Origin of the sequence: Arthrobacter sp. FW306-07-I, assembly GCF_021800405.1 — a bacterium.
Lineage (GTDB): Bacteria > Actinomycetota > Actinomycetes > Actinomycetales > Micrococcaceae > Arthrobacter.
Map to the genome: position 1 here is coordinate 672,219 of NZ_CP084550.1, position 13,178 is coordinate 685,396.

General features: G+C 67.9%; 7 protein-coding genes and 1 tRNA gene. 6 read left to right on the forward strand and 2 right to left on the reverse strand.

Features of this window, described 5'->3' with window-relative positions; genetic code table 11:
- Nucleotides 1-61 precede the first annotated feature (61 nt).
- Both LFT46_RS03245 and LFT46_RS03250 read right to left on the reverse strand, forming a co-directional pair.
- Entirely contained in the window at nucleotides 62-4,585 is a 4,524-nt protein-coding gene (locus LFT46_RS03245) for an ExeM/NucH family extracellular endonuclease (protein WP_236821226.1), read from the reverse strand.
- Between the two features lie 443 nt (nucleotides 4,586-5,028).
- Nucleotides 5,029-5,116 (reverse strand) — tRNA-Ser (locus LFT46_RS03250).
- A gap of 109 nt (nucleotides 5,117-5,225) precedes the next feature.
- Between LFT46_RS03250 and LFT46_RS03255 the strand changes: the two genes are divergently transcribed.
- The 6 genes from LFT46_RS03255 (at nucleotide 5,226) to LFT46_RS03280 (ending at nucleotide 13,167) form a co-directional block, all read left to right on the forward strand.
- Complete coding sequence (locus LFT46_RS03255; protein WP_236801072.1) at nucleotides 5,226-6,209, forward strand: NAD(P)H-quinone oxidoreductase; 984 nt, start codon at nucleotides 5,226-5,228, stop codon at nucleotides 6,207-6,209.
- Nucleotides 6,210-6,331: 122 nt separating this feature from the next.
- A complete protein-coding gene (locus LFT46_RS03260; RefSeq protein ID WP_236821227.1) occupies nucleotides 6,332-6,937 on the forward strand; it encodes a PadR family transcriptional regulator in 606 nt (201 codons plus the stop codon).
- Entirely contained in the window at nucleotides 6,934-7,671 is a 738-nt protein-coding gene (locus LFT46_RS03265; RefSeq protein WP_236821228.1) for an ABC transporter ATP-binding protein, read from the forward strand. Before LFT46_RS03260 ends, LFT46_RS03265 begins: the two co-directional genes overlap by 4 nt.
- A 5-nt stretch (nucleotides 7,672-7,676) precedes the next feature.
- Entirely contained in the window at nucleotides 7,677-10,526 is a 2,850-nt protein-coding gene (locus LFT46_RS03270) for a hypothetical protein (protein ID WP_236821229.1), read from the forward strand.
- 140 nt (nucleotides 10,527-10,666) lie between these two features.
- The gene (locus LFT46_RS03275; protein ID WP_236821230.1) at nucleotides 10,667-12,964 is read left to right on the forward strand and encodes a carbon starvation CstA family protein; all 2,298 of its coding nucleotides are present in this window, start codon (nucleotides 10,667-10,669) and stop codon (nucleotides 12,962-12,964) included.
- A complete protein-coding gene (locus LFT46_RS03280) occupies nucleotides 12,964-13,167 on the forward strand; it encodes a YbdD/YjiX family protein (RefSeq protein ID WP_236801080.1) in 204 nt (67 codons plus the stop codon). Before LFT46_RS03275 ends, LFT46_RS03280 begins: the two co-directional genes overlap by 1 nt.
- Nucleotides 13,168-13,178: the final 11 nt, after the last annotated feature.

The window sequence follows — 13,178 nt, forward strand, 5'->3', positions numbered from 1 at the left end:
CCAGCACTTTTGGCCGCTAAACGGGCGGAATAGGGACCAAAGTGATGGCGCATCTGCGGTCTTAGCCGCGCAGGCAGGCCCTGTACGCGGCCATGGCCTGTCCGTAGTTGGCCTGGCCCCTGACATCAGCCGGACGGGTGGGCTTGACCGGCGGGACGCAGACCGGCTGTGCCGGGGTGTCCGCGCCCACCAGGACTGCGACCTTAACCTCGGTGCCGGATTCGACGGCGGTGAGCACCAAGGTTGCCGCGCCTTCCGCTGCGCCGGCCGGGACCGCCAGGTTCACCGATGCCGCGCCGGAGGCCACCGGAACAGTCCCCAGCTGCGTCACCGTGCCGGCGGCGTCCGTGAAGGACGCCTGCAGGGCAGTGTTGACCGGGCTGCCCAGGGAGGTCAGGTCCAGCTTGGACACCGCCAGGGTGATGGGTTCGCCGGGCTTGACCTCGGCAGCCGTAGTGTTGGTGACTGCCACGGAGCGGCGGGCGAAGTCGGGGGACACGGGGCTGCTCTTCTGCAGGTACCCGATCCACGCGTCCCGGTCCACCAGTCCCGAATCCCGGGTATTGGCGCCTTCGGTGAAGACCCGGAAGTTGTCCCCGCCGGCCGCCAGGAAGCTGAACGTGCCTACCCGGTAGGACTTCGCCGGGTCCAGCAGTTCGCCGTTCACCCGCACCGCGGTGATCCGGTCGCCTGCTGCACGGGCGGCGTCGTAGGTGTAGTTCACGTTGTTTGAAAGGCCCAGCTGCAGGTAGGCGCGGCTGGGGACCGTGCCGTCAGCATTGGTTTGCCACTGCTGCTCCAGGAGCGTCTTGAACTGCGCGCCGGTCAGGGACGTGGTCCACAGGTTGTTCACGAACGGGAGCACTGCGTTGGCCTCGGCGTAGGTGATGGTGCCGTCGGGCGCGTAGTACAGCTCGTTGCGCAGCCCGCCGGGATTGACGACGCCGATTTCCGCACCGCCGAGGTCGGAAGACTTCAGCGAATCAAGCAGGGAGTCGGCCACCAGGTTGCCCAGGGTGGACTCGCTGCCCCGGTCATCACGTTTGGCGGTGCCGGTGGCATCGGTGGTGAAGGCGGTGGTGATGTCCTTGGTGACCGAGCCGATGGGCTGGTTGCCCACCACGGCGGCGTCCGCCAAAGCCTTCTTGACGATCGCGTCGACGGCGGCCGCCCGTGGGTAGGTGGCGACCAGATCGGCAGCCGGATCGGTGCTGCGCTTGACGTTCCCGGCCTTGTAACTGGTCACCTGCCTGGTGGCGGTGTCCACGGTCAGCTGGATCTGGCCTACGTTCTCGCCGTAGTTGCCGGTCTGCACAATGGGCCGGGTCTCGCCCGCCCTGCCGGGGACAGGTGCGTCCCAGGCATATTCCTTGTGGGTGTGGCCGGTGAAGATCGCGTCAACCTCAGGGGATGTTTCGGTGACCAGCTTGGCAAAAGGCCCACCGGCTGCCACTTCCTGCTCCAGAGTGGCGCCTTCCACCACACCGGAGCCGGCGCCGTCGTGATCCTCAACGATGATCACGTCGGCAAGCTTGTCAGCCGTGATCTTCGCGGCTGCCCGGTTGATGGCCTCGACGGGGTCGCCGAAGTCGAGGTCCGCGATCCCGGCCGGCGTCACCAGGGACGGAACTTCCTGGGTGACGGTGCCGATCACGGCCACCTTGATCCCGTTCATGTCCAGCACGGTGTACTCGGGCAGGACCGGTTCGGTGGTGCCCTTGCGGTAGACGTTGGCGCCCAGGTAGGGGAACTTGGCGTTGGTGCCGCCCGCAATGACGCGGTCGCGCAGGTCCGCCCACCCGCCGTCGAACTCGTGGTTGCCCACGGCCGAAGCCTTCAGCTCCAGGGCGTTCAGCACGTCGATGGTGGGCTGGTCCTTGGCAACCGCCGAGGCGAACAGGGAGGCGCCGATGTTGTCACCTGCCGACAGGAATGCCGTGGCACCGGGGGCGGCCGCGGCACGGAGCTTCTCGATGGTGCCGGCCACCTGGACGGTGTTGGTGTCGATCCGGCCATGGAAATCGTTGATGTTCAGGAAGTTCAGGTCAACGCTGGCAGGTGTGGACGGAAGGTTCAGGCCCACCAGCACGGGGTCGTGGTCGCTGGCGCGGAACTGGTCCGGGGCGTAGTAGTTGGTGACGTTGTTGTTGTAGCGGCTGTATTCCAGGGCCACGGATTCAACGGAGTTGATGTTCCAGATGTCCGCGCCGGACACCACCGAATTGGCGGCGGGGGAAGCCAGGATGTGGTCCAGCGAACCCACCAGGCCGCCGAACAGGTAGGAGTGCTTGGCCGAGCCGTCGGCGTTGCGTGCCTTGTCATCCTGGTTGGCGTATCCGGCCCCCGTCAGGACGTTGATGGGGTCTTCCTTGCCGTACGAGTTGAAGTCACCGATCAGGAAGACCTTGTCCGTGCCCTTGGCTGCCTGCAGGGAGTTGGCGAAGTCCAGCAGGGACTTGGCCTGGGCCGTGCGGGCGAGGTTGGAGGCGCCCTGGCCCTTGTCCGTGTCGTCCGGCGTTGCTGCCGAGCCCTTGGACTTGAAGTGGTTGGCGATGGCGATGAACTCGCTGCCGGCGCCGCCGCCGATGGGCTTGAATACCTGCGCCAGTGGTTTGCGGGCGTTGGCGAAGGCAACGGTGTCGTTGTGGATGATCGATTCGCCGACAGGCTCCGCCGCGGCCTTTTTGTAGATGAATGCGGTGCGGATCATGTCCTCGTCCGCCAGCGGGGGTGCGTTCGCGGGCGAGCGGACGTAGTCCCAGATCCCGGGGGTTGGGATGTTGAGCGCCTCCACGAGCTTGGCCAGGGCGTCGTCCCGGTCCTTGCCGAACTGCGCGGAGTTCTCCACCTCCATGAGGGTGACCACGTCGGCGCCGGACTTGCTGATGGCGGCAACAATCTTGTCCTGCTGGCGCTTGAAGTTCTCGGCGTTGGCGGCGCCGCGGGCGTCACAGCCGCCGCGGACGGTGATTGGGTTGCCGGCCCGGTCCTCGTAGAACGTGCACCCGGTCAGGGTGTCGCCCGTGGTGGGGAAGTAGTTCAGCACGTTGAAGGAGGCGAGCTTCAGGTTGCCGCCCACCGCTGCGGGAGCCGCGGTGCGGGTGGCGCCGAAGCGGGCCGGCTGGACCGTGTCCTTGTTGGCCTCGGTGAGGTGGGTGAGTGGCTGCAGCTTCCAGGAGTTGTTGGCGTAGCCGAGCACCACGTTGGTGGTGAAGGCGGCAGGCGAGCCCACCCGCACGGGGTCCGTGGTGGCCAGGTACGGCAGGATCTCGGCCTTGGTGGTGGCGTCCTTGAGGAAGTTGGTGCTGGCGCCGTCGTCGAGCTTGATGCCGCGTGCTGCGTTCTCCGCGACGAGGGCGGTGTACTCGGCCGAGCCATAGGGCGCCACGGCTGTGGGCTGCTCGAGCGGGGTGGTCCCGCCTGCCAGGCCGATCTCGCCGTACTGGTTCAGGCTGTAGTTGTCGCTCACTGTCATGGGGCCCTGGGGCGCCAGCAGCATGCCTTCCAGCGATTCGCGGAAGGTTTCCGTGGCGGGGAGGGTGAAGGCGGTGGCCTTGACCTCGGGTGCGGCGTCGGTGAGCTTCGTCAGGCCAGCGGCCGCCGTGACGTTGAGCTGGGTCATTCCGAAGTACTCGGCCACGGTGCCGGTCACCTGGACGTAGTCGCCTGCCCGTACCGAACCCACGGTGGCGGGGGAGTAGACAAAGATGCCGTCGGACGCGGCATGGTTGGTGGCCGTGAGGTCGCCGCCGGTGCCTGGGGTCTGGATGTAGTAACCGTTGAGCCCGCCGGTGGGGAAGGCCGCCGTGACCTTGCCCTTGGTGGTGATGGTGGCGCCGGTCAGGGGGCTTTCTGTACCAGTGCCCTGGATTTCGGCGATGGTCCTGGCAACCGGGTCTGGGGCCGGCGTCGGATCCGGAGCGGGAGCTGCGCCGCCGGAGGACGTCGGCGTGATGGTGGCGCTGAGGGTGAAGTCCGCGGCGTTGCTGTTGCTGTCCGCGCCGGCGGTCCTGTTGAGGCTCCTCACATCGGTGTTTGAGGTGGGCGCCGCGGCTGCCTGGGTCTCAAAGGTGTTCGAGGTTCCGTAGCCCAGGAGATCGGCTACGCCTGCGGTCTCCACCACGGAACCGGTGGGAAGTCCGACGGCGGTGGGCTGCTTGGCGAGCACGATGGTGCCCGAGGCGCCGGAAAAGTTAAGGGCGCCTGCCACGAGGTCGGGCTTGGGCAGGTCGGCGCCGTTGGTACCGTTGCTGCCGCCCTGCACCAGGTAGTGGCCCCCGGCCGGGATGGATCCTGATAGCGCGGCCACTCCACTTGGTGCCGCGGTGCCGCCACCGGAGCGGTACTGGACCGACCAGCCGTCAAGCGAAACGGGAGCGTCGGAGGTGTTGTAAAGCTCCACGAATTTGTTCTTGTAGGCGGCGCCGATGCTGCCGCCGCTCAGGTAGGCCTCGTTGATCACAACGGGGGAGGTGCCGGCCGCGGTTGAGACCTCCGCGGCTGCCGGGACGGTTGCCAGTGGGGCTGCAATAAGCCCCGCCGACAACGCTGTGCCCAGCGTCAACTTCCATGTTTTTTGATGCATCCGCTCTTACTTTCATTGAGGTGTCCCGGGTGGGTGGCCCGGCGGGGTGCGTCCAGGTTGTACCCGGGCGTGGCGCCCGGATCCTGCTCCTGGTCAAGTGGGTGTCCGGCTCAGGACAACAGCACTGAATGAACGCAAGGTGGCTGGAGCGTGCATTCGGCGGGACGTTCCCCAGCGGAACGCCCCGCCTCCGGGACGGGCTTCCCCAACCCGTACCGAAGGTGCTGTTGCGGGAGTGATGATGCGGGCACCCGCGGGTGTGCCGCTAATCACAAACGATACCCGCGGGTAGCTTTCCGGCCGGGCTTTGGCAGGGGGTTAGTCCAAAGAATTTACGTGCCGGCAACACGGCATGGTCGGCAGGCGGGGTCCGTGGCGGCGGGGGAATGGCGTTAAAGCAAAAAACCCCTGGCCGCCGTCACCGGCTGCCAGGGGTTCCCTTGCGGAAGGTAAGAGATTCGAACTCTTGGTACGGGGTTACCGCACACTGGTTTTCAAGACCAGCTCCTTCGGCCGCTCGGACAACCTTCCTCAGCTAGTAGTGTTTCATAGGCACTTGCCTGCAACAAAACAGGCCGGGGAAGGTGTCCGGTGCACACTGGTTGCAGCCAGGATTTTGAGTCAGGAACGGGAGAGGTCCATGAAAGCCATCTACATTTCGGAGCCGGGCGGCCCGGAGGTGCTGGAAGTCCGGGACGTGGATGCCCCGGTGCCCGGCCAGGGTGAGGTGCTGATTGATGTGGTGGCTGCCGGCCTCAACCGGGCCGATGTGCAGCAGCGCCGGGGGTTCTACCCGCCGCCGCCCGGCGCCTCCGAGGTCCCCGGGCTGGAGGTTTCCGGCAGGATTGCCGGTTTCGGCCCCGGCGTCAGCAAGCCTTTCTCACTGGGGGACAAGGTGGTGGCCCTGTTGGCCGGCGGTGGCTACGCCCAGCAGGTGGCAGTCCCTGCAGAGCAGGTGTTGCGCGTGCCTGAGGGGGTGGACCTGGTCACCGCGGCAGCCCTTCCTGAAGTGGCTGCCACGGTCTACTCCAACCTGATCATGACGGCGCAGCTGCAGCCGGGCGAAACGGTCCTCATCCACGGCGCCACCGGTGGGATCGGCACCATGGCCATCCAGCTGGCCAAGGCGTTCGGTGCCAAGGTGGCCACGACGGCGGGCACCGAGGAAAAGGTCAGCACTGCCAAGGCATTCCTCGGCGCGGACATTGCCATCAATTACAAAGAGGAAGATTTCCCGGAGAGCCTCCGACGCCAAAACGACGGCAAGGGCGCGGACGTCATCCTGGATGTGGTGGGGGCCAAATACCTCCAGCAGAATGTGGAGGCCCTGGCTGACTACGGCCGCCTGGTGGTGATCGGGCTGCAGGGCGGGGCCAAGGGCGAGCTGGACCTGGGGCTGCTGCTGAAGAAGCGGGCTGCCGTGGTGGCTACCGCACTGCGGCCCAGGCCGGTGGCGGAAAAGGGCGCCATCATGACCGCTGTCCGCGATGCCGTGTGGCCGCTGGTGGCCGACGGCAGGATCCGCCCGCTGGTAGCCAAGACCTTCCCGATGGACCAGGTTGCGGCGGCCCACCGCTACTTCGACAGCGGCGACCATGTGGGCAAGGTCCTGCTGGTTATGTAACAACCCTCGGATGCATACCCGGTATTGCGCAAAGGGTATGCGCGCGTTAGGCTGACCATACGCGGTATGCACGGGTCTTGGGGGCCTGTGCATACCGACAGTGACTAGCCCGGGGGAGCAAAATGTCCATTCGCCACAGCCTCCTCGCCCTGCTGCAGGACCAGCCGCGTTACGGCTACCAGTTGCGGGTCGAGTTCGAGAACCGCACCGGAGCCACGTGGCCCCTGAACATCGGGCAGGTGTACACCACCCTGGACCGGCTGGAACGCGACGCCCTGGTGGCCAAGGAAGGCGACGACGGCGAAGGGCACGTGGTGTACAACATCACCCCCGCCGGAAAAGCAGAGGTACGCAACTGGTTCGCGGCCCCGGTGGAGCGGAACAACCCGCCGCGCAATGAGCTGGCCATCAAGCTCGCGCTCGCCGTCACCCTGCCCGGTGTGGATGTGCAGGCCATCATCCAGGCCCAGCGGGTGGCCTCCATCCGTGCCCTGCAGGACTACACCAAGGCGCGCCGTGACACGGCGGCCAACCAGCGGGCTGCCGACACCGCCTGGCTGCTGGTCCTGGATTCGCTGATCTTCCAGACCGAGGCGGAGGTCCGCTGGCTGGACCTCTGCGAGGCCAGGATGGTCCAGCAGGCCCAGGCCGCCGCCACGGGTGCCCCGCGGAAGACGCCCAACGGGGCCACGGAAGACGCCCCGCTCAACGCGGACAGCCGCCGGTGAGCGTCCGCGGGCCGCAGCAGGTCCTTGAACTCGCCAAGGTCGGCAGGACCTTTGGGGAAGGCGCGACGGCGGTCGCCGCACTCCGCGACGTTGACCTCACCATCTGCGCGGGGGAGTTCGTCGCGGTCATGGGCCCGTCTGGCTCCGGCAAGTCCTCCCTGCTGGCCCTTGCCGGCGGACTGGACCGGCCGACGTCGGGCGCTGTCTACGTCGAGTCCACGCCCTTGGCCGGGCTGGGCCTGAATGACCTCGCCCGCCTGCGCCGCCGGGCCGTTGGCTACGTTTTCCAGGACTTCAACCTGGTCCCTACGCTTACCGCCGCGGAAAACGTGGCGCTGCCGCTGGAGCTGGATGGAACTTCCGCCAGGAAGGCGCACCGGCAGGCCGCGGATGCGCTCCGGCAGGTGGGAATCCCGGAACTCGCCGACCGCTTCATGGACCAGATGTCCGGAGGCCAGCAGCAGCGCGTGGCCATCGCCCGCGCCATCGTGGGCAAGCGACGGCTGATCCTGGCCGATGAACCCACCGGCGCGCTCGACTCCACGACGGGCCAGGGGGTCATGGAGGTGCTGCGGTCCCGCACCGACGCCGGTGCCGCCGTCATGCTCGTCACCCATGAGCCCAGGCACGCTGCCTGGGCGGACCGGGTGGTCTTCCTTAGGGACGGGCGCATCATTGACCAGGCGGCCGCCATGCATGATCCCACGATGCTGCTGACGCAGGCCGGACTCTGATGCCGATGGACCTGGCTCCGGTGCCGCGCTGGCGCCGGAGCAGCCACCGGCTTGCCCTCAGGCTGGCCCGCCGCGACATCGCACGCCACAAGGGGCGGTCCCTCCTCATCATCCTGCTGATCATGCTGCCCGTGGCAGGGCTGACCGGCGCCGCCACGCTCTACCAGAGTTCCCAGCGCACACCCGGGGAGACCGTCCGGTACGAGCTGGGCAACACCCAGGCGCGGTTCAGTGTGTTGCCGGTTCCCAGCGGGGACTCCCTGCAGGACCCGTCCAATGACGCCGTGGTCGCCTCCAGCACGGGCCGGTTCGACCCGGACTTCCAGCGGACGGACCCCCTCGACGTTATCCCGGCCGGCTATGAGGTCCTGCGGCAACGGATGCTGCCGCTCACCACCGCTGTGGGCGACGCGCTGGTTTCTCTGCAGGGCAGGGAAGTGGACCCGCTCAACCCGGCATTCGCCGGCAAGTTCACGCTCCTGGATGGGCGGGCGCCCCAGACCGCCACGGAGGTCCTGGCCTCGCCCGGGCTGCTGGCGCGCTTCCACCTCAGCCTGGGCATGGAATTTACGACGTCGGCAGGAACCTTTGTTCCCGTAGGAACCATTCGGGACGCGGGGGCAGCGGACAGCAACAGCTTCCTGTACCTGCAGTCCAGCCAGGTGCCTCCCGGTGTCCAGCAAGGGCCGTTGAACCGCCAGTCCGTGTCCTACTACGTGGTGGGACCGGAGCCGGTGAGGTGGCAGCAGGTCAGGGAAGCGAACAGCAAAGGGGTGGGCGTGCTTTCCCGGAGCGTGGTGCTGAATCCGCCGCCCCTTGAGCAGCGCAGGGTGCCCGGTTCACCGCCGCGGGATGACTCATCGGCCGCGGTTGCCGTCTACGCCACGTTCGGCCTTGTCGGGGCGCTCGCGCTCCTGGAGGTGGGTCTGCTGGCCGGTGCCGCCTTCGCTGTCGGAGCCAAAGGCCAGGTGCGCGAGCTGGCGCTGCTGGCGTCTGCCGGGGCGGAAAGTGCCACCATCGGGACTGTGGTCACGGCGGGCGGACTGTGGCTTGGCAGCCTTGCCGTTGCGGTTGGCGCCGCGCTGGGGCTGGGAGCCGCTGCAGCCGTCGTCCAGGTGGTTCGCTCCACCGGTTCTGTCCGGCTCGCCGGCCTGCACCCGGACTTCCTGCTGACCGCCGTCGCCATGGCCATGGGCCTGGCGGCCTGCGTCCTGGCTGCGCTGGTCCCCGCCCGCCAGGTGTCCCGGCAGGCGGTATTGGGCGCGTTGAAATCCGGGCGGACGCCGGCACCAAAAAGTACGCGCACCACCGTGGCCGGCGGCGTGGCACTGGCACTTGCCGCGGGCCTGCTGGCAGCCGGCTGGCTTCTGGGTAGTTCCACAGGGGACCCGGACCGGCAGGCGGAGCAATTGCCGTTGGTGGTCACGATGCTGATTGCGGGTGCGGTTTTCGCGGTTACCGGCCTGGTGCTGGTGACAGGCTGGCTGATCCTGCGCCTGACGTCCCGGACCCAATGGCTGTCCCTCTCCCTCCGGATGGCCGCGCGGGACTCGGCGAGGAACCGCGGCCGGAGCGTGCCCGCCGTCGCCGCGGTGCTGGCAGCCGCCACCCTCGCAAGCGCCGCCCTGGTGCTTTCAGCCAGCCAGCAGGCGGGACTGCGGGCAGGGCATTATTGGAGCGGGCTGGAAAACCAGGCGTATGTGCCCCTGGCAGTGGACCCGCCGCCGGCGGCCGACGGCAGCAGGCAGCCACCCCGGCAGGTGGATGCATCCGCACTCTCCTCCGCGCTGGCGGAGGCCCTGGGCACTGTCGAATCGACCCGGCTCGTCACGGCTCCTGAAGGCCTGCGCAGCTGTCCGGAAGGTCCCGCCGACCCAGCGCTCCCGGCACGCACGGATACCTCAAATTGCCTGGTCTTCTCACTGGCCAGACCGCAGGCCAACGAGTGCCCCAAGACACCGCAGGGAAGGCTCGTAGACCCGGGGGACTGGCGGTGCCGCGGGTCCATGGTCAATGAACAGCCGTCCGACCGGGCCATCCTGGTGGGCGGCGCAGAGGACATCCGCGCGGCGCTGGGCCGGGACGCATCCCCGGAGGCGATCGCGGTGCTGAGGGCCGGGGGGATGGTGGTGACCAACCCCGTTTTCGTCACTGACGGAAAGGCGGTGCTCCAAGCGCGGGATGTGCGGACCCACCAGCCCGCACCCTCAGGGCCAGGCACTGTCCCTTCGGTGGTCAGGAGCAGCGCCCTGGACGCGGTGGTGCTCGAACCGCGCGTCGCGGTCCCTTACTACGGCGCTGTCTCGCCCGAAACGGCCGCGCGCCTTGACCTGCGCCCTGCACCAACCGGACTGCTGGTGCAGCTGGCCAAGTATCCGTCGGAGGCTGAGGCGGATGCAGCCTCCGCTGCAGCCGCTGCCGTCTATGGTCAGCCCGGCATGCCCTTCCAGGCGGAACCGGGCATCACGAAGGGCAGTCAGTGGATGACCTGGTCCATCGTGGCCGCCGCGGCGCTCATCACGTTCAGCGCAGCGGGCATTACCAGTGGCCTGTCCCTGGCCGACGCCCGCACGGACCATGCCACCCTTGCCGGGGTCGGCGCGTCACCCCGGCTGCGCAGGGCCTTGGCGGGTTCCCAGGCCCTGTTCACCAGTGGCGTCGGCGCCCTGCTGGGGGCGCTGGCCGGGGCAGTGCCGGCTCTCCTGCTGGTCCTGGCCACGGACATGCGGACCGCAGTGGAGGTCCCCTGGCTGCACCTGCTCGCCCTCGTGGTTGCCGTTCCGTTGGCGGGTGCATCGCTCGCATGGGCCTGCACGCGCTCCGGCCTGCCGCTGTCCCGGCGCGGCCTGGCCTAGCAGGAAGACCCCCTCGTTCGTCGCCGGGTCAGTGCCGTTCACCGCATGGCCGGGCGCCGCGCCGCCGTCGGCCGCTTTATGACTGGCCCGCATTGGTAGGGTGCCCGTGGCAGAAGTGTGAAAACTCTCAAGGAGGAGACATGGCCGGAGTGCCTGACCAACGGAAAAACGGATCCCGGGCGGAGGGCGGACTGGCCACAGACCCGGATCTTCCTCCGCCCGCCGTGGACGAGGCCCGGCTCGAGGCCGAGGACCGGAAATGGACCCCGGCCAAGATCGCACTCTGGGCCGCCATTGCCCTGCTGGGCGGCGTCGCCTGGTTCATGCTGGCGATCGTCCGTGGTGAAACCGTCAACGCCATCTGGTTCGTCTTCGCCTCCGTGTGCACCTACCTGATCGGCTACCGCTTCTACTCCAAGGTGATCGAGCGGTACATCACCAAGCCGGACGACCGCCGCGCCACCCCGGCCGAGTACAAGGCCGACGGCAAGGACTACGTCCGCACGGACCGCAACGTGCTGTTCGGCCACCACTTCGCCGCCATCGCCGGTGCCGGCCCGCTGGTGGGCCCGGTCATCGCGGCCCAGATGGGTTATCTTCCCGGCACGATCTGGATCATCGTCGGCGTGGTCTTTGCCGGCGCGGTCCAGGACTACCTGGTCATGTTCTTCTCCATGCGCCGCGGCGGCCGGTCCCTGGGCCAGATGGCCCGCGAGGAACTCGGGGTCATCGGTGGCACGGCAGCCCTGATCGCCACCTTGCTCATCATGGTGATCATCGTGGCCATCCTGGCGCTCGTCGTCGTCAATGCCCTGGGTGAGAGCCCGTGGGGTGTGTTCTCCGTGGGCATGACCATCCCCATCGCCCTCTTCATGGGCGTCTACCTGCGGTACCTGCGCCCCGGCAAGGTCATGGAAGTCTCGATCATCGGCTTCGTCCTGCTCATGGCCGCCATCATCGGCGGCGGCCTGGTGGCCCAGACCGAGTGGGGCGCCGCCGTGTTCCACCTGGACAAGGTGACCATCGCGTGGGGCCTGATCATCTACGGTTTCATCGCCGCCATCCTGCCGGTGTGGCTGCTGCTGGCACCGCGCGACTACCTTTCCACCTTCATGAAGATCGGCGTGATCGTCATGCTGGCGCTGGCCATCATCGTGGTCCGGCCCGAGGTCACCGTTCCGGCCTTCAGCGAGTTCGCCGGCCGGGAGAACGGCCCGGTGTTCTCCGGCGCCCTGTTCCCCTTCCTGTTCGTCACCATTGCGTGCGGCGCGCTGTCAGGGTTCCACGCCCTGATCTCCTCCGGCACCACCCCCAAACTGGTGGAAAAGGAACGGCAGACCCGGTACATCGGCTACGGCGGCATGCTCATGGAATCCTTCGTGGCCATCATGGCCCTGGTGGCCGCCATCTCGATCGACCGCGGCCTGTACTTCGCCATGAACGCTCCCGCTGCCCTGACCGGCGGAACCGTTGAAACTGCAGCCACCTGGGTCAACAGCCTGGGCCTGGCCGGGGTGAACATCAGCCCGGACCTGTTGTCTGAGACGGCCAGGAACGTGGGCGAGCAGAGCATCGTGTCCCGGACCGGCGGCGCCCCCACCCTGGCCGTGGGCCTGGCGCACATCATGCACCAGTTCGTCGGCGGCACGGCCCTGATGGGCTTCTGGTACCACTTCGCCATCATGTTCGAGGCGCTCTTCATCCTCACCGCTGTGGACGCCGGCACCCGCGTTGCCCGGTTCATGCTGCAGGACTCGATCGGCAACTTCGTCCCGAAGTTCAAGGAAGCCTCCTGGCGGCCGGGCGCCTGGCTCTGCACCGCCATCATGGTCGCTGCCTGGGGTGCCGTGCTGCTGATGGGGGTCACCGATCCGCTGGGCGGCATCAACACCCTGTTCCCGCTGTTCGGCATCGCCAACCAGCTGCTGGCCGCCATTGCCCTGGCCGTGTGCCTGGCCATCGTCGCCAAGCGCGGTACCTTCAAGTACCTGTGGATCGTGGCCCTGCCGCTGGCCTTCGCCGCGGTGGTGACCATCACGGCCAGCTACCAGAAGATCTTCTCGCCCGTCCCGGCCGTGGGGTACTTCGCCAACAACGCAGCCTTCAGCAAGGCGCTGGCAGACGGCAAGACCGAGTTCGGCACCGCCAAGTCCGTGGCCGCCATGGAGGCCGTCGTCCGCAACACCGCCATCCAGGGCTGGCTGTCCGTGATCTTCGTGGTGCTCAGCATCATCGTGATTGCGACGGCGGTACTGGCCACGGTCAAGGCGTTCCGTGACAGGGCGGCCGGGACAGCCACCAAGGACAACGAGGACCCGTTCGTTCCGTCGCGCGTCTTCGCCCCCGCGGGGCTGCTGCCGACGACCGCCGAACGTGAGCTGGCCGCCGAGTGGGAGAAAGTACCCGCCGACGCCCGCCTGGAACGGGCCGGGCACTGATGAGCAGCGGCATCGCCCTGGTGGCCAGCGGATTCCGCGGCTTCGCCCGCTACCTGGGCGGCGTCATGGGCGCCGACGCCTACGCCAAGTACCTGGAACACCACAGGGCGGCCGGGCACCATGAGGCACCCCTGAGTGAGCGGGAGTTCTGGCGGGACCGGACCGACCGCCAGGACAGCAACCCGCAGGGCCGGTGCTGCTGATTGTGCCCGCA

Coding starts and splice junctions, on each gene's coding strand:
- LFT46_RS03245 (WP_236821226.1), bottom strand. CDS start 4,585: ATGCATCAAAAAACATGGAAGTTGACGCTGGGCACAGCGTTGTCGGCG.
- LFT46_RS03255 (WP_236801072.1), top strand. CDS start 5,226: ATGAAAGCCATCTACATTTCGGAGCCGGGCGGCCCGGAGGTGCTGGAA.
- LFT46_RS03260 (WP_236821227.1), top strand. CDS start 6,332: ATGTCCATTCGCCACAGCCTCCTCGCCCTGCTGCAGGACCAGCCGCGT.
- LFT46_RS03270 (WP_236821229.1), top strand. CDS start 7,677: ATGGACCTGGCTCCGGTGCCGCGCTGGCGCCGGAGCAGCCACCGGCTT.
- LFT46_RS03275 (WP_236821230.1), top strand. CDS start 10,667: ATGGCCGGAGTGCCTGACCAACGGAAAAACGGATCCCGGGCGGAGGGC.
- LFT46_RS03280 (WP_236801080.1), top strand. CDS start 12,964: ATGAGCAGCGGCATCGCCCTGGTGGCCAGCGGATTCCGCGGCTTCGCC.